This is a genomic window from Streptomyces bobili (assembly GCF_002154575.1).
Classification (GTDB): domain Bacteria; phylum Actinomycetota; class Actinomycetes; order Streptomycetales; family Streptomycetaceae; genus Streptomyces; species Streptomyces bobili.
Window position 1 is genome coordinate 1 of the sequence record NZ_MUBA01000088.1, and the last position, 16630, is coordinate 16630.

The 16630-nt window shown below is 72.9% G+C and carries 15 protein-coding genes; 5 read left to right on the forward strand and 10 right to left on the reverse strand.

Going from position 1 to position 16630, the window contains the following annotated elements; genetic code table 11:
• Positions 1-19: 19 nt before the first annotated feature.
• Positions 20-958 (reverse strand): LysR family transcriptional regulator, encoded by a 939-nt coding sequence (locus tag BZL64_RS08440; protein ID WP_086767669.1) that lies wholly within the window; start codon positions 956-958, stop codon positions 20-22.
• A gap of 70 nt (positions 959-1028) precedes the next feature.
• Between BZL64_RS08440 and BZL64_RS08445 the strand changes: the two genes are divergently transcribed.
• Positions 1029-2231: a TDT family transporter gene (locus BZL64_RS08445; protein WP_086767671.1), complete on the forward strand. Its 1203-nt coding sequence runs from the start codon at positions 1029-1031 to the stop codon at positions 2229-2231.
• Here the strand turns inward: BZL64_RS08445 and BZL64_RS08450 are convergent.
• The 4 genes from BZL64_RS08450 to BZL64_RS08465 all read right to left on the reverse strand — a co-directional run bounded on the left by BZL64_RS08450 (position 2143) and on the right by BZL64_RS08465 (position 6700).
• Positions 2143-2862, reverse strand: coding sequence for a helical backbone metal receptor (locus BZL64_RS08450; protein WP_086767673.1), 720 nt, complete (start codon positions 2860-2862; stop codon positions 2143-2145). The two genes, BZL64_RS08445 and BZL64_RS08450, sit on opposite strands and share 89 nt — an antisense overlap.
• Positions 2862-3428 (reverse strand): helix-turn-helix domain-containing protein, encoded by a 567-nt coding sequence (locus tag BZL64_RS08455; RefSeq protein ID WP_086767675.1) that lies wholly within the window; start codon positions 3426-3428, stop codon positions 2862-2864. Before BZL64_RS08455 ends, BZL64_RS08450 begins: the two co-directional genes overlap by 1 nt.
• 385 nt (positions 3429-3813) lie before the next feature.
• Positions 3814-5625: an ABC transporter permease/substrate binding protein gene (locus tag BZL64_RS08460; RefSeq protein ID WP_086767677.1), complete on the reverse strand. Its 1812-nt coding sequence runs from the start codon at positions 5623-5625 to the stop codon at positions 3814-3816.
• The gene (locus BZL64_RS08465) at positions 5618-6700 is read right to left on the reverse strand and encodes a quaternary amine ABC transporter ATP-binding protein (RefSeq protein ID WP_086767679.1); all 1083 of its coding nucleotides are present in this window, start codon (positions 6698-6700) and stop codon (positions 5618-5620) included. The genes BZL64_RS08460 and BZL64_RS08465 overlap by 8 nt, the downstream gene beginning before the upstream one ends.
• Before the next feature lie 218 nt (positions 6701-6918).
• On the opposite strand from BZL64_RS08465, the gene BZL64_RS08470 reads away from it, so the two are divergent.
• Both BZL64_RS08470 and BZL64_RS08475 read left to right on the forward strand, forming a co-directional pair.
• Complete coding sequence (locus BZL64_RS08470) at positions 6919-7848, forward strand: 5'-3' exonuclease (protein WP_244205259.1); 930 nt, start codon at positions 6919-6921, stop codon at positions 7846-7848.
• 96 nt (positions 7849-7944) lie between these two features.
• Positions 7945-8790 (forward strand): siderophore-interacting protein, encoded by an 846-nt coding sequence (locus tag BZL64_RS08475; protein WP_086767683.1) that lies wholly within the window; start codon positions 7945-7947, stop codon positions 8788-8790.
• Between the two features lie 120 nt (positions 8791-8910).
• Here the strand turns inward: BZL64_RS08475 and BZL64_RS08480 are convergent, their stop codons facing one another.
• From BZL64_RS08480 to BZL64_RS08490, 3 genes are all read right to left on the reverse strand, one after another.
• Positions 8911-9687, reverse strand: coding sequence for an ABC transporter permease (locus BZL64_RS08480; RefSeq protein WP_086767685.1), 777 nt, complete (start codon positions 9685-9687; stop codon positions 8911-8913).
• Positions 9684-10724: an ATP-binding cassette domain-containing protein gene (locus BZL64_RS08485; protein ID WP_086767687.1), complete on the reverse strand. Its 1041-nt coding sequence runs from the start codon at positions 10722-10724 to the stop codon at positions 9684-9686. The genes BZL64_RS08480 and BZL64_RS08485 overlap by 4 nt, the downstream gene beginning before the upstream one ends.
• 168 nt (positions 10725-10892) lie before the next feature.
• Positions 10893-11516 (reverse strand): PadR family transcriptional regulator, encoded by a 624-nt coding sequence (locus BZL64_RS08490; protein WP_208639392.1) that lies wholly within the window; start codon positions 11514-11516, stop codon positions 10893-10895.
• Positions 11517-11746: 230 nt separating this feature from the next.
• Between BZL64_RS08490 and BZL64_RS08495 the strand changes: the two genes are divergently transcribed.
• Positions 11747-13312 (forward strand): amino acid permease, encoded by a 1566-nt coding sequence (locus tag BZL64_RS08495; protein WP_086767689.1) that lies wholly within the window; start codon positions 11747-11749, stop codon positions 13310-13312.
• 81 nt (positions 13313-13393) lie between these two features.
• Here BZL64_RS08495 and BZL64_RS08500 read toward each other — a convergent pair whose 3' ends face one another.
• The gene (locus BZL64_RS08500) at positions 13394-13975 is read right to left on the reverse strand and encodes a GNAT family N-acetyltransferase (RefSeq protein WP_086767691.1); all 582 of its coding nucleotides are present in this window, start codon (positions 13973-13975) and stop codon (positions 13394-13396) included.
• 69 nt (positions 13976-14044) lie between these two features.
• Between BZL64_RS08500 and BZL64_RS08505 the strand changes: the two genes are divergently transcribed.
• Positions 14045-15013, forward strand: coding sequence for an RluA family pseudouridine synthase (locus tag BZL64_RS08505; protein WP_086767696.1), 969 nt, complete (start codon positions 14045-14047; stop codon positions 15011-15013).
• Here BZL64_RS08505 and BZL64_RS08510 read toward each other — a convergent pair.
• Positions 15007-16557: a cytochrome P450 gene (locus BZL64_RS08510; protein ID WP_425276024.1), complete on the reverse strand. Its 1551-nt coding sequence runs from the start codon at positions 16555-16557 to the stop codon at positions 15007-15009. The genes BZL64_RS08505 and BZL64_RS08510 overlap by 7 nt on opposite strands.
• Positions 16558-16630 lie beyond the last annotated feature (73 nt).

Here is a 16630-nt window from a genome sequence, read left to right on the forward strand (position 1 = left end):
GCTGCGCCCCCGGACCCCGCTACCCCCGCGTCAGCGACAGCAGGTCGCGCGCCGGGCCGGTCGGGCGGTGGCCGGTGGGCCAGACCGCTCGGAGGTCTCGGGCCAGGCGGACTTCGTCGACCGGGACGGACACCAGGCGCCGTAGGCTCAGCTCGTCCCCGACGGCAAGCTCGCTCAGGACGGCCGGCCCGGCGCCGCTGACCGCCGCCGCCTTCACCGCCGTCGTCGAGGACAGTTCGATCAGGGGGCGGGCCAGCCCGCCGAGGGCGGCGTCGAGGACCTGGCGCGTGCCGGAGCCCTCCTCCCGGAGGATCAGCGGGGTCGAGGCCAGTTCCCTCGCGGACACGGCCCGCCGGCGCCGGGCCCACGGATGCGCCGGCGCGGCGACGACGATCAGCCGGTCGTGGGCGATGACCGTCGAGTCGAGGCCCGCCGGCACATGGAGCCCCTCGACGAAGCCGAGGTCGGCCTCCCCGGACAGCAGCCGTTCGGCGACCGCCGCGGAGTTGCCGGCGAGCAGCGACACCGCCGTGTCCGGCCGTTGCGCGCGCAGGGCGAGGAGCCAGCCGGGCAGCAGGTACTCGGCGATGGTCATGCTCGCCGCGACCCGCAGCCGCGAGTCGCGGCGGTCACGCAGGGCCTGCGCGCCCGCGTCGAAGGCCGCCGACGCCTCGACGATCCGCCGCGCCCAGTCGGTGACCAGCGCACCGGCGTCGGTGAGCCGGGAGCCACGCGGCGAACGGTCCACGAGGGCCACGCCGAGCTGGCGTTCCATGGAACGGACGCGGCTGCTCGCGGCGGGCTGGGTGATGCCCAGTTCGCGGGCGGCCGCTCCGAGGCTGCCGAGCCGGGCGACGGCCAGCAGCAGTTCCAGTGCGCCGAGGTCGGGGACCCGGTGCGCGATCGAGCCGCCGGGCCTGTCCCCGAAGGGTTCGTGCGTCGTCTCGTCGCCGCTCATAAGGTCAGCTTATGCCCCCATAGAGCCATCGTCCCTGGTAGGGGGCGCAGCGGGGCGGGACGGTGGAGCCATGGTCACCGCAGCCCCGCCGCCCCTGGCAGCCACCCACCTGTACGGCGCGGGCCCACGGCCTCTCCCCCGTCCCCGTGCCGCAGCCGTCCGTCACCTCGGACCGAACTGGTACGCCACGGTCATGGGCACCGCCGTGGTGGCGGCGGCGGGCGCCGCCCTGCCCGCCGGCGTTCCGGGGCTGCGCCCGGCGTGCGCCGCCGTCTGGGCGCTCGCCCTCGCGCTGCTGCTCGCCCTCCTCGCCGCCCGCGCCCTGCACTGGCGGCACCACCGCGACCAGGCCCGTGCCCATGTCCTGGACCCGGCGACGGTCCCGTTCTACGGCTGCCTGGCGATGGCGCTCGTCGCGGTCGGCGGCGCCACGCTCTCGGTGGGCCGGGACTGGATCGGCACCGGCGCGGCCGTCGCCCTGGACGCCGTGCTGTTCTGCGCCGGTACGGCGGTGGGGCTCGCGGCGGCCGTCGCCGTGCCGTACCTCATGGCCGTACGCCATCGGGTCGGGCCGGGGCAGGCCACACCTGTGTGGCTGCTGCCGCTGGTCGCGCCGATGGTGTCGGCGGCGGCGGGGCCGCGCCTGGTGCCGTATCTGCCGGCCGGGCAGGCCCGCGCGACGCTGCTGCTGGCGTGTTTCGCGCTGTTCGGGCTGAGCCTGCTCGCCACGCTGGCGATGCTGCCGGTCGTGTTCGCCCGGCTGGTCACGGGCGGGCCGCTGCCCCTCGCCCTCACCCCGACCCTGTTCCTGGTGCTGGGGCCGCTCGGGCAGTCGACGACGGCCGTGGGAGCGTTCGCGGAGGTCGCTCCGGGCGTGGTGCCCGCGCCGGACAGCCGCGGGTTCGCCGTCCTCGCCGTCCTGTACGGGGTGCCGGTCATGGGCTTCGCGCTGCTGTGGCTGTGCCTGGCCGTCGCCCATGTGGTGCGCGCCCGTCGGCAGGGGATGGGCTTCGCGATGACCTGGTGGGCGTTCACCTTCCCGGTCGGCACCTGCGTGACCGGCGCCGAGGCCCTGGCCCGGCACACGGGAGGACTCCTCGCGTACGAGGCGCTGGCCACCGGGCTGTACGTCGTCCTGGTGGCCGCCTGGGCCGTCGTGGCCGCGCTCACCGTGCGGGGGCTGGTCAGCGGTGAGCTGCTCGCAGCGCCTCGCCCAGCACCTGCGGGGCCTCGGCCAGCGAGGGGCCGTACCACGTCAGGTGCCGTCCGCTGACGAGTGCGCACGGCAGGCCGGGGAAGGCCTCCGGGCCGTCCGAGGCGGTGAAGCGGTAGGGCTCGTCGGGGAGGACGACCAGGTCCGGGGCCGCCGCCCGCAGCTCGTCCAGGGCGATCCTGGGGTAGCGGTCCTCGTGGGCCGCGTAGAGGTGGTCCACGCCCAGGCGGGACAGGACGTCGCCGGCGAAGGTGTCGCGGCCCAGGACCATCCACGGGCGGCGCCAGACGGGCACGACGGCCGTCCGCCGCCGGTCGGGCGGCTTCAGGGCGCTCCAGGCCTCCTCGGCCTCGTCCAGCCAGCGGGGACGCGAGCGGGACCCGCAGGCCTGCAGCACGCGTGCCAGTTCCCGGAAGGCCCCCGGCACGTCGCGCACCTCGGTCACCAGCACCTCGATGCCGGCGTCCCGCAGGGCGGCGAGATCGGGCTCGCGGTTCTCCTCCTCGTTGGCGATGACGAGGTCGGGCGCGAGCGCGGCGATCCGGTCGGTCGCCGGGTTCTTGGTGCCGCCCGCACGGGCGACGTCGAGGCCGGCCGGGTGGGTGCACCAGTCGGTGGCGCCGACCAGGACGCCGGGCAGGGACACCGCCACCGCCTCGGTCAGCGAGGGCACCAGGGAGACGGCCCGCACTACCGCTTGCGGTCCCGGACCGCTTCGATGTGCTCCGCGACGGCGACGACCACGATGCGGGTGTCCGGCACGGTCGCGCGCCAGCGGTGGCGGACCCCGCCGGTGAGGTACAGGGTGTCGCCGCGGCCGAGCCGGTAGGCACGGCCCTCGGCCTCGATCTCCACCGCGCCGTCGGCGACGTACATCAACTGGTCGTTGCGGTACTGGAACTCGCGGCCGGCCTCGTGGTCGCCCGTGAACTCCGAGGCATGCATCTGGTGGTGGCCGCGGACCAGGGAGCGGGAGCGGGGTTCGGGGCCGGCCTCGGCGATCTCGGCGCGCACGACGTCGACGCTGCACGCCGGGTCGGCGGCGGCCAGGAGTTCGACGGCCGTGGTGCGCAGGGCGTCGGCGACCTTCTCCAGGGAGCCGGTGCTGGGCCGCGCCCGGTCGTTCTCGATCTGGCTGAGGAACGGGACCGACAGGCCGCTGCGCTCGGCCACGACGGCGAGCGTGAGGTCCAGGGACCGGCGCCGCCGCCTGACGGCCGCGCCCACCCGAAGGGGCTGTTCTTTGTGGTCGCCCATCGCTCCGGCTCCCTCCTACGCTCGTCGGTCCGACTACCGGGTGCCCCGTCGTGGGCGCACGTCCTCTGATGAGTTCTCTGCACCCTACGCATGTTCGGCAAACCGTTTCACGAGCCCGTGACATCGAGGACACCGGGCGTCACACGCGAACTCACAGTTCGCGCCAGTCGATCATCCACGGGCGGGGCCGGTCTCTCGTGTTCTTCGGTTCAATGCGCGGGCGCCGCCGGGTGTTCCCGTGCCGTTTCCACGGCTCGCCCGGCAGGTCGGGCGGCCAGTGTGGCCGGGCGGCGGGGCGCCGGGCCGGGGTGCGGGGTGGCTCCGCGTGGTTGGCCGGATCCTTGCCGTGCGCGACGGCGCGCAGGGCGGTCGTGGTGCTGTCAGGTCACCCGGCCGCCCTGCTCTTCGCCCCGGCGCCGTCGACCGGCGCCCACCTGTCGAGCAGGCCGGGGTTGTCCTTCAGCCAGGTGCGGACGGCGTCCTGCTCCTTGCCCTTGCCGGACTTCTGGATCTGCGCCTCCAGGCCGGTGAGCTGCTGCTCGGTCATGGAGAAGTCCTTCAGCCACGCGCCGACCTCGGGGTTGTCGGCGGCGAAGCCCTTGCGGGACAGGGTGTGCACCCCGTCGCCGGCGCCCCAGGCACCCTGGGGGTCCTTCAGTTTCTTCAGGTCGTACTCGCTGTACGCCCAGTGCGGGGACCAGAGCGTGACGACGATCGGGTCCTTCTTGGCGTAGGCCCGCTTCAGCTCGGCGAGCATCGCCGGGGTCGAGCCGTCGACGACCCGGTAGCCGTCGAGGCCGTACTCCTTGACGACCTTGTCCTTGAGCAGGCCCATCATTCCGGCGCTGGGCTCGATGCCGGTGATCCGCCCGCCGAACTCGGCCGGCCTCGCCTTGAGGTCCGCGAGGGTGTTCACGTCCTTCATGTACGACGGGACGCTCAGCTCCAGGGAGGTGGGGCCGTACCACTTGCCGAGGTCGTCGAGCTGCTCGCCGTACTTCTTCCAGTACTCGGCGTGCGTGGTGGGCAGCCAGGAGTCGGTCTGGAAGTCGATCTGGCCGGTGGCGAGGCCGGTGTAGAGGGGGGCGACGGCGTACTGGGTGGTCTTCACCTCGAAGCCGCGCTTCTCCAGCAGTTCCTTCCAGAGGTAGGTGGAGGCGATCCCCTCGTCCCAGGGGATGTAGCCGATGGTGATCTCCTTGCCCTTGCCGACGTCCGTGGCGGAGGCCTCGGCGGTGCCGGAGTTCGAGCCGAAGACGCCCATGCCGCCGGCGGCGAGCGCGAGGACGACCACGCCGACCACGGCGACGGCCGGGCGCGGGCGGTGGCTCCACACGGTGGGGCGGACCTTGGCGGCGGCGCGCCGGCCCAGCGGGGAGATGCGGGTGCCGAGGGCGCCGGTCATGCGGTCGAGGTAGATGGCGAGGACGACGATGCCGAGGCCCGCCTCGAAGCCGAGACCGATGTCGAGCCGGCCGATGGCCTCGTTGACCGAGCCGCCGAGGCCGCCGGTGCCGACCATGCCGGCGATGACGACCATCGACAGGCCCAGCATGATCACCTGGTTGACGCCCGCCATGATCGTCGGCAGGGCGAGGGGCAGCTGGACCCGCAGCAGGGTGTCGCGGGGTGTCGTGCCGAAGGCCTCCGCGGCCTCGACGAGTTCGGGGTCGACCTGGCGGATGCCCAGTTCGGTCATGCGCACGCCGGGGGCCAGCGCGAAGATCAGGGTGGCGATCACTCCGGCGGGCACGCCCATGCCGAAGAAGAGGATCGCGGGGATCAGCAGGACCATCGACGGCATGGTCTGGAGCAGGTCGAGGACCGGCCGCAGGGTGGCGCTGACGGCCTTGGAGCGGGCCGCCCAGATGCCCAGCGGCACGGAGATCACCAGGGCGATCACGGTGGCGACGAGCACCAGGGACAGCGTGGACATCGCCTCCTCCCACAGGTCGAGGGAGTCGATGAGCGCGAACCCGGCGAAGCCGAGGACGCCCGCGACCAGGCCGCGCAGCCACCAGGCGAGGACGGCGAAGATGCCGGCGAGGAGCAGTGGCTCCGGGGCGGTGAGAAGGGCGTCGATGCCGTCGTACATGCCTTCGACGACCGTCTTGATGGCGTCGAAGAGCCAGGACATGTGGGTGACGAGCCAGTCGACGCCGGAGTCGACCCAGTCGCCGAGGTGCAGCCTAGGCACGGGCGGTCACCTTCCCCTCGTCGCGGGGGTCGCCGCAGGCGGTGGGCTCCCCGTGTTCGTCGCCGAGGAAGCCGACGAGGCGCCGGCGGGGTACCACTCCGACGAGTTCGCGCCGCGCGTCCAGGACGGCGACCGGGTGGGTGAGGCGGGCGCTGATCGCGCACAGCTCGGTGAAGGGGGTGTCGGGGGTCGCGGTGGCGCAGTCGCAGTCGGCCTCGTCGCCGCGCAGGTCGGTGTCCATGACGGCGGACGCCGTGAGCACGCGGGAGCGGTCGACGTCCTTGATGAAGGAGGCGACGTAGTCGTCGGCCGGGCGGACGAGGATGTCCTCGGCGGTGCCGTTCTGCACGATGCGGCCGTCGCGCATGACGGCGATGCGGTCGCCGAGGCGCATGGCCTCGTTGAGGTCGTGGGTGATGAAGACGATCGTCTTCTTCAGGGTCTGCTGGAGGGTGAGGAGCTGGTCCTGCATGTCGCGGCGGATCAGCGGGTCCAGCGCGCTGAAGGACTCGTCCATCAGGAGCAGGTCGGCGTCGGTGGCCAGGGCGCGGGCGAGGCCCACGCGCTGCTGCATGCCGCCGGACAGCTCGTCGGGCCAGGACTTCTCCCAGCCGGCCAGACCGCACAGCCGCAGGGCCTCGGTGGCGCGCTGCTCGCGCTCGGCGCGGGGCACCCCCTGCACGGCGAGGCCGTAGCCGGCGTTGTCGAGGACGCTGCGGTGCGGGAAGAGCGCGAAGTGCTGGAAGACCATGCTGATCTTCCTGGCGCGGACCTCGCGCAGTTCACGGCTCCCGAGCGCGGTCAGGTCGTCGCCGTCGAAGAGGACGCGTCCCGCGGTGGGCTCCAGCAGTCCGTTGAGCATGCGCAGCAGGGTGGACTTCCCGGAGCCGGACAGGCCCATGACGACGAAGATCTGGCCGGGGTCCACGGTGAAGGAGGCGTCGATGACGGCGGCGGTGGTGTCGTCGGCCCGCAGCTCCTCCCGGTCGGCGCCGCGGCGGAGCCGCTCGACCGCCTCGTCCTGTCGTCTGCCGAACACCTTGTACAGATGATCGGCTTCTAGCCTGGAGGACACACATACCTTCTCGGATCGGGGGCAAGGGCGGGAGTGGCGCCGGGGCCGTGGGTGGCCGCTGAGCATTGTTCACAGTTGAAAGTGCAACCGGCACCTCTCCGGGGCGGCACCTGCCCCGCCCCGCAGAGGGCAAACGCACCAGTGGGCCAGTTCACAGGCCCTTCACACCTGCCACCGGAGTGAATACCGGCGGGTCGGTGTCGGACCGGTGCGGCATGATGCGTGGCGTGACCGGACGACTGATGCTCCTCGACACCGCCTCGCTCTACTTCCGCGCCTACTTCGGCGTCCCGGACTCCGTGAAGGCCCCGGACGGCACCCCGGTGAACGCCGTGCGCGGACTGCTGGACTTCATCGACCGCCTGGTCAAGGACCACCGGCCCGACGAGCTGGTCGCCTGCATGGACGCCGACTGGCGGCCGCAGTGGCGGGTCGACCTCATCCCGTCCTACAAGGCGCACCGGGTCGCCCAGGAGCACGAGGTCGGACCGGACGAGGAGGAGGTGCCGGACACCCTCTCGCCGCAGGTCCCGCTGATCGAGGCGGTCCTGGACGCGCTCGGCATCGCGCGCGTGGGCGTGGCTGGCTACGAGGCGGACGACGTGATCGGCACCTTCACGGCCCGCGCGAAGGGCCCGGTCGACATCGTCACCGGCGACCGCGACCTGTACCAGCTGGTGGACGACGCGCGCGGGGTGCGGGTGCTGTACCCGCTCAAGGGCGTCGGCACGCTCCAGACGACGGACGAGGCGTGGCTGCGCGAGAAGTATGGCGTCGACGGGCGGGGGTACGCGGATCTCGCGCTGCTGCGCGGCGACCCGAGCGACGGCCTGCCCGGCGTGCCCGGCATCGGCGAGAAGACGGCGGCCAAGCTGCTGACCGAGTTCGGCGACCTGGCCGGGATCCTGGCGGCCGTCGACGACCCGAAGGCGAAGCTCACGCCCTCGCAGCGCAAGCGGCTCGACGAGGCCCGGCCGTACCTCGCCGTCGCGCCGACGGTCGTCAAGGTCGCCGACGACGTGCCGCTGCCGCAGGTGTCCACGGCGCTCCCCCGTACGCCGCGGGAACCGGCGACGGTGGAGGCGCTGGCGGAGCGCTGGGGGCTCGGCGGTTCGGTGCGGCGACTGCTGACGACACTCGGCGCGTGAGCATCGGTCCCGCGAGTCTGCTCGCGGCTGAGGCGCCGGAGGGGGCGGAGTGCTAACTTAGGTAAACCTAACCAACGAAGGGCTTGGGAGGCCGTCATGGCAGAACGTCCGGCACGGAAGCCGCGGAAGCCTCATTCCGCGCAGGTCGTCCGCACCGAACGGCTCACCCCGCACATGCAGCGTGTCGTTCTCGGCGGGGAGGGCCTGGCCGAGTTCGACGCCGCCACCTGCACGGACCACTATGTGAAGCTGCTGTTCGGGCCCGACGGCGTGACCTATCCGGAGCCCTTCGACCTGGAGCGGATCCGCGAGGAGTTCCCCCGCGAGCAGTGGCCGGTGACCCGGACGTACACCGTGCGCCACTGGGACACCGAGCACCGCGAGCTGACCCTGGACTTCGTCCTGCACGGCGACGAGGGCCTCGCCGGCCCCTGGGCGGCCCGCGTCCAGCCGGGCGAGACCGTCCGTTTCATGGGCCCCGGCGGCGCCTACGCCCCCGACCCGGCCGCCGACTGGCATCTGCTGGCCGGTGACGAGAGCGCCCTGCCCGCGATCGCGGCGGCGCTGGAGTCGCTGCCCGCCGGCGCCGTGGCCCATGCCTTCATCGAGGTCTCCGGCCCCGAGGAGGAGCAGAAGATCGACTCCGACGTGGACGTCGTCTGGCTGCACCGCGGCGGACGTCCGGTCGGCGAACGGCTGGTGGAGGCCGTCCGTGCGCTGGAGTTCCCCGAGGGCCGGCTGCACGCGTTCGTGCACGGAGAGGCCGCCTTCGTGAAGGAGCTGCGCAAGCTGCTGCGGGTCGAACTCCAGGTCCCCCGCGAGGACCTGTCCGTCTCCGGGTACTGGCGGCTCGGCCACGACGAGGACGGCTGGCAGGCCGCCAAGCGGGAGTGGAACGCCCGCGTGGAGGCCGAGCAGGAGGCCACTGCACCGGCCGTCTGAGGCCCGTGCGCAGCGGCCCGCTCCGAGGAGCGGGCCGCCTTCGTGACTCGGTACGGCCGTCACCGGCATGGCGTCCCATGGCGCGAGTGCCGGGGGTGCCGGGGGTGCCGCGAACGACCGCTACACCGACCGCTGGTACGACCTGAAGGTCCGGATCGACAGCCAGACCGCCGCCGCGGCGAGTACCAGCAGTCCGCCGCAACGGACGAGGACCACGCCCCAGTCGGGGTCGGCGGACAGTGCCGAACGGCCCGCGGCCATCGCCCAGTCGAGCGGGTTGACCCGCGCGACCTGCCGCATCCAGCCGGGCATCTGCGCCGGGGCCATGAACGCGCTGGAGAGAAAGGTCAGCGGCAGCAGCAGGAAGGTGTTGATGCCGATGATCGACTCCCGCTGGCGCACCAGCATGCCGAGGGCGTTGGACAGTGCCCCGAAGACCGTCCCCAGCAGCACCGAGGCGACGAGCAGGACCGTGACGCCCAGGACACCTCCCGCGTAGTGCGCCCCGCCGAGCAGGCCGAGCAGCACGATGACGGCCGACTGGAGGGCGGTGACGATGCCGTTGTGGACGACGTTGCCGTTCATCAGCGCGGCCCGGCTGACCGGGGTGGTGAGGAAGCGGTCGAGGGTGCCGCGCTGGATCTCCTCCAGGGTGCCCATGCCGGCCCACAGGTTGGAGCCGAGCGCGCTCATCACGACGACGCCGGGCACCAGGTAGTCGAGGTAGGACGTGGTACCGAAGCCCCCCAGTTCGACGACCTCCTTGAACAGGCTGCCGAAGAGGAACAGCCAGATCACCGGCTGGATCAGGGTGATCACGGCGTAGGCGGGCTGCCGGGCGAACACCATCAGCTGACGCTGGGTCATGTACCAGGTCTGGGCGAGCGCGGTGCTCATCGCGCGCCTCCCGCGAGGACGGGGGCCGAGGAGGCGGACGACGCGCCGTCCGCGTCGGCGTAGCTGCGGCCCGTGTACCGCAGATAGACGTCGTCCAGGGACGGGCGGGCGACGGTCGCGGCGGCGACGGCGACCCCGGCCCGCTCCAGTGCCGCGAGCAGCGCGGGTACGGCCGCCGCCCCGTCGTCGGCGCGAACGCTGATGCGGCGCCCGTCTCCGACCACCTCGTGCACGCCGGGCAGTGCGCCGAGGGCTGCGTCGAGCAGGCTGCGGCCGGTGTCACCGAGGGGCGTGCGCAGCTCCAGGTGGACGGCGTCGCCGCGCAGTTCGCCCTTGAGTTCCGCGGGCGTGCCCGTGACGACGACCCGGCCCCGGTCGACGATGGCGACGCGCTCGGCGAGCCGGTCGGCCTCTTCCAGGTAGTGCGTGGTGAGCAGGATGGTGAGGCCCTCCGCACCGGCCAGGCGGCCGATCTCGTCCCACATCGCGGCGCGGGCCTCGGGGTCCAGGCCGGTGGTGGGCTCGTCGAGGAAGAGGATCTCGGGACGGTGCACCAGCCCGAGGGCCACGTCGAGGCGGCGCCGCATGCCGCCGGAGTAGCCCGCGACGGGACGTCCGGCCGCGTCGGTGAGCGAGAAGCGCTCCAGCAGCTCGTCGACGCGGCGCTCCAGGACGGCGCCCCCCACTCCGTAGAGACGGCCCTGGAGACGGAGGTTCTCGCGGCCGGTGGCGACCAGGTCGGCGCCGGAGTTCTGGGCGACGACGCCGATGGCGCGGCGCACCCGGTCGGGGTGGCGCAGCACGTCGTGCCCGGCGACGGTGGCCGAACCGGAGTCGGGGCGGGCCAGGGTGGTGAGGATCTTGACGGTGGTGGACTTGCCGGCGCCGTTGGGGCCGAGGAGTCCGAAGACGGTGCCGGACGCGACGGTGACGTCCATGCCGTTGAGGGCGGTGACCCCGCCGGGATAGGTCTTGATCAGCGCACGCGCCTCGACGGCGGGCGCACGGGTGCCACGGGGACTGCTGATGCTGCTCATGACGACAGCTCTCCTGGTGTGCGGAAGCGGTGACCGATCCGCGTGAGGAGTGCCGGGCTATCCTGGGTGTGCCGCACCTCGATGGCCCGGTTCCGCCTCACGGTGGATCCGTTCTCGGGGTTGGAGACCCCGGTCGAGCTGCTCCAACAGCTCTGCCGGGGTCTTTTCTCATTCGGTGAACTCGGCCGGCAGCTCCCCCGTCTCGTGGAAGCGCCCCCAGGCGTCGACGCCGGGCAGCGAGCCCTGTCTGATCTCGCCGAGGAAGCCGCGGACCCACTGGGCCTGCGCCTCGACCATGTGCAGCTGGTACTCGACCTCGACGAGGAACAGTCTCGGCAGCGTCTCGTACAGCTTCTCGAGCGCGCCGCGGCCGCTGGCGACCTGGACCTCCAGCGAGGTCAGCCGCATCTCCAGCAGGCGGGCCACCTCGTCGGGGGGCAGCGCCGCCATCAGCGAGAGCGCCGACTCGAAGATCGGATACTCCTTCGCCGGGATGGCGATGAGGTCGGACAGCCACTCGGCCATCTCCTCGCGCCCGGCGTCGGTGAGCCCGTACACCGTGCGCTCGGGGCGGTTGCCCTGCCGCTCCACGCCGGTGACCTCGACGAATCCATGCTTCTCGAGGTTCTGCACGACGGTGTAGAGCGAGCCGTAGTTGGTCTTCGTACTGGCGTCCTTGCCCTGGCTGCGCAGGGTCTGGGCGATCTCGTACGGATGCATCGGCTTCTGCCAGAGCGTCGTCATCACGGCGAGCGCCAGCGGATTGCCGAGTTTGCGGCGCTTCCTCGTCACGACGACCACCACCTCGCTGGCGAATATCCGGTGCCGAACATATCGCGACCGGTCCACCTCGTCAATACACGATGTATCGCGATGATGGGAGGTCGGCGAGAACGTGAGGACTTGGGCCCGGCGCGGACACGCCCGCGTGACGCGGCGGAAACAGCCGCTCCCTAATTTCTGTCGCCCGACAGGAATTACGCAGGGGCACGCGCCCAAGGCAGCCGAAGGCAGGTTCCGCCGTGACCACCACGACCCTCTCCGACGTACGCCCCGACCCGCCGCACTCCCCCGGACCCGACGACGGGACCCTCGAAACGTTCGGCTACCGCCAGGAGTTGCACCGCAGCCTGGGCCGGTACGCCTCGTTCGCCGCCGGCTTCTCCTTCATCTCCGTCCTCACGACCGTCTTCCAGTTCTTCGCCTTCGGGTACGCCTTCGGTGGCCCGGTCTTCTTCTGGGCCTGGCCGGCGGTGCTGGCCGGCCAGCTGCTGGTCGCCGCGTGCTTCGCGGAACTGGCGGCGCGCTACCCGATCTCGGGCGCGATCTACCAGTGGTCGTCCCGGCTGTCGACGCCGTCCTTCGGCTGGTTCGCCGGCTGGATCATGGTGATCGGCCAGGTCGTCGTGGTCGCGGCGGCCGCGCTGGCGCTCCAGATGGTGCTGCCGGCGATCTGGTCGGGCTTCCAGCTGATCGGCACCGACCCGGCACCCACCTCCCCCGACGGCGCGGCCAACGCGGCGCTGCTCGGCGTGATCCTGCTGGCGCTCACCACACTGGTGAACGTCCTCGACAACCGGGTGATGTCCCTCGTCAACCGGGTCGGTGTGACCGCCGAGATCATCGGCGCGGTGCTCATCGTCGTCCTGCTGCTCACCCACTCCGAGCGGTCCCCGAGCATCACCTTCCACACCGAAGGGGCCGCGCAGGAAGGCCTGTTGGGGGCGCTGCTGGTGGGGTCGTTCGCGGCCGCCTACGTGATGATCGGCTTCGACAGCGCCGGTGAGATGAGCGAGGAGACGCACCATCCGCGCCGTACCGCGCCCCGTACGATCCTCACCGCGCTCGGCGCGGCGGGCCTGCTCGGCGGGCTGATCGTACTGGGCGGCCTGCTCGCCGCGCCCAGCCTCACCGACGGCCGCCTGGGCGTGGACGGGCTCAGCTACGTCCTCACCAGCAGCCTCGGGGACGGCGTCGGCAAGGCGCTGCTCGCGGACGTCGTGGTGGCGATCACCGTGGCCACCCTCGCCATCCAGACGGCGGCCTGCCGGATGCTGTTCTCCATGGCCCGCGACGGACAGCTGCCGTTCTCCGCCCGCCTCGCCCGTGTCAACCCGCGCACCGGCATGCCGAGCGCCCCTGCCGTGGTCGTCGGCGTGCTGGCGGCGGCACTGCTCCTGCTCAACTTCGCCTCCCCGGAGGCGTTCCTCGCCATCGGCACCACCTGCATCGTGATGCTGTACCTGGCCTACGCCATGGTCACCGGCCCGCTGCTGGTCCGCCGGCTGCGCGGACAGTTCTCGTCGGCGGGCACGGACGAGACGGGCGCGCCCCTGTTCTCGCTGGGCCGCTGGGGCATCCCGGTGAATGCCCTCGCCCTCCTCTACGGCCTCTTCATGACCGTCAACCTGGCCTGGCCGCGAGCGGCGGTGTACGACCCGGCGGGCGGGCACTGGTACTTCCAGTGGTTCACGGTGCTGTTCCTCGCCGTCACGGTCGCGGCGGGCCTCGCCTACCGGGCGTTCCGGGCCCGGACGACGGTCGCGCAGGCCGTGCCGGAAGCGGAGCCGGAGCCGGCGGCCGGCTGAACCCGCCGTACCGCGCGCGGTGCGGTGCGTGCGGTGCCGTGCTCGAACCGCCGCCGGTCCCGCACACCGGCCCGCCCCCGGTCAGTCGCCGCGCACCCGTGCGTGCAGGTGCATGTCGTGCCAGCCGTCCTGATGGAGGCCGGAGCTGCGCTTGGTGCCTTCCAGGACGAAGCCGGTTCTGGCGGCCACGCGGCAGGACGCCTCGTTGGCCGTGGCGTGCAGGAGTTCCAGGCGGTGGAAGCCGATGTCGTCGAGGGCCCAGCGGGACAGGGCGGCCGTGGCGCGGGCGGCGACGCCCCGGCCGCGGGCGGCCGGCGGGGTCCAGTAGGCGACCTCGGCCACGCCGTCGCCCAGCTCGATGCCGCGCAGCGCCACGCGTCCGCGCAGGCCGTCGGTGTCCTCGTCGACGACCGCCCACTGGACGGCCTTCTCCTCGGACCAGGCCGTCACCCACTCCTCGATCCAGCCGGTGACCTCCTCGATCGAGTCGGCGGCCCGGACGTGCCACCGGTGCATCAGCGGGTCCTGGAAGGCCGCGTGGACGGCGGGCGCGTCCGTGTCCCGCCACGGTCGCAGGACCAGGCCGTCGCCGGTGGCGATCACCGGCTGGGGTGACGTGGCGAGTGAGCCGGCGGGCAGGACGGGATCGGTCAGAAAGGGCATGATCGGCATCCTTCCCACCCGGCCGGAGCGTGCCAACCGGTTTTGCCGGCCGCCGTAGGCTGGGTCCCGATGAGACGCCGCACCCCTCCCCCGCCCTCCCCCCTGCCGCAGCGCGAAGGGGTCGATCCGGTCCGGGTACGGCTGCCGGGCGAGGGCCACTGGGCGACCGTGGGCGAGCACCTGGCCGAGCGGTACGGTGCGGCGCGGGCCGAGGCCGTGGACGCGATGTTCGCGGCGGGGCGCGTCGTCGGGGCCGACGGGCGGGCGGTGCCGGCGGACACGGCGTACGTGCCGGGGATGTTCGTGTGGTTCCACCGGGACCTGCCCGCCGAGAAGCCGGTGCCGTTCCCGCTGGAGATCGTGTACCGCGACGAACACATCGTCGTCGCCGACAAGCCGCACTTCCTGGCGACCACCCCACGCGGCAGCCATGTCACCGAGACCGCGCTGGCCCGGCTGCGGCGGGAGCTGGGCCTGCCCGCGCTGGGCGCCGCCCACCGCCTCGACCGGCTCACCGCCGGGCTGGTGCTGTTCACCGTGCGCCCCGAGGAACGCGGCGCCTACCAAACCCTGTTCCGCGACCGCCTGGTCCGCAAGGTGTACGAGGCGGTCGCGCCGTACGATCCGGGGCTCGCCCTGCCGGTGACCGTGCGCAGCCGGATCGTGAAGGAGCGCGGGACGCTGACCGCCCGTGAGGTGCCGGGCGAGCCGAACGCGGTCAGCCGGGTCGAGCCGGCCGGACACCGGGCGGACGACGGGCTCGCCCGCTACCGGCTGACCCCGGAGACCGGGCAGACCCATCAGCTGCGGGTGCACATGGCCGCACTGGGCGTGCCCATCCTCGGCGACCCGATCTACCCCGAGGTGACCGCCCACGGACCGGCCGGTGACTTCCGGCGTCCACTGCAACTGCTGGCGCGGGAGCTGGAGTTCACCGATCCGGTCACGGGGGCCGAGCACCGGCTGCGGAGCGGGCGGACGCTGGCGGCCTGGTCGTCGTACGACACCTGGGGCGGCGGGCGGGGCGTCGGTCAGTAGCCGCGCCACCAGGCCAGGAAGCGGCGCCAGGCGTTCGGCCGGCGAACGGGCTGCGGGGCGGGGGCCGGTGCGGGCGCCGGTGCGGGCGCGGGCTCGGGCCGCGGGAACGTCGCCGCGGGCCGGGGTTCGCCGGGCGCCGGCAGGCGGGTGGCCAGGGGCGGAGCGGCCGGAGCCGCGGCGGGGACCGGCGTGATGTCGAGGGTCACCGGCATGACCGGGCGCGGCGGCGGGACCGCCCCGTGGGTCGGCCTGACCATGATGTCCTGCTCCGGCTTCGGCTCGAAGCGGACCGGCAGTTCCACGAGGTGCCGCGAGGCGATCGAGGTCGTCCAGCGCAGATCCTCCTCGGCGCAGGCGAGCTGCACGTCCGGCAGTCGCGTCAGCAGGGCGTCGACGCCCACGTCGGCGATGGCGCGGCCGATGTCCTGGCCGGGGCACTCGTGCGGACCGCCGCCGAAGGCCAGGTGGGCGCGGTTGCCCTGCATGTTGGCGGCCAGATCGGGGCGGACCCTGGGGTCCACGTTGCCCGGCGCGGGCGCGAACAGGAGTCCGTCGCCCCGGCGGATGCGCTGACCGCCCAGCTCCGTGTCCTGCTTGGCGAAGTAGGCGAAGACGGTGCTGAACGGCGGCTCGTCCCACAGGGACTGCTCGACCGCCTCCGGCACCGTCATCTGCCCGCCGTTGAGCTGGGCGAGGAACCTCGGGTCGGTGAGGACCATGCGCAGGGCGTTGGAGAGCAGGTTGACCGTGGCTTCGTAGGCGGCGAAGAGGACCAGGCGCAGATGCTCGCGGACCTCGTCGTCGGTCAGTCCGGCCGGGTCCCTGATGAGATGGCTGGTGAAGTCGTCCTGGGGGTCGGCGCGGCGGCGGGCGGTGAGCCGGCTCAGCGCCTCCATGACGTAGGTGTGGCTGGCGATCGCGGTCTCGGTGCCCTTGAGCGCGTCCCGGGCGGCCTGGACCATCCGGTCGTCGTACTCCTCGGGCATGCCGATGACGTGGCACATCACGGCCATCGGGAGGTGCTCGGCGAACTGGCCCACCAGCTCGGCCCGGCCGCGCCCGCAGAAGCGGTTGACCAGGCGCTGGGTGGACCGGTAGATGTACCGGCGCACGCTGCGGTCGTCGATGGTCGCCATGGCCGCGGTGACCGCGCCGCGCAGCCGCTTGTGCTCGTCGCCCTCGGCGTGGGAGCAGATGGGCTGCCACGCGATGTGCGGCATGAGCGGGTGGTCGGGCTTGACCGCGCCCTCCAGCAGCGGCGTCCAGATACGGCTGTCGCGGCTGTACTGGGAGGCCGTGCGCACCATGTGCATGTTCTCGGCGTGGCCGAGGACCACCCACATCGGTACGTCGTCGTGGAGCAGCACCGGTGCCACCGGGCCGTGCTGTTCGCGCAGTTGCTCGTAGAGCTCGTCCAGGTTCTCCGCGCCGGGCCCGTAGAGCCGGTGCAGTCCGCCGGGGCCACGGCCGTGCGCGGGGCAGCCGGGCGGCGGATCGAGGGCGAGGTCGTGCGGACCGGTGGTCATGGGGTGATCAGGCGTCACTGGGTCGCTCCGAAAGGGTCCGGGAAGATCCGGGAGGGTCCGGGGGTCCGGAAGGGTCGGGGAAGTCCGGGAG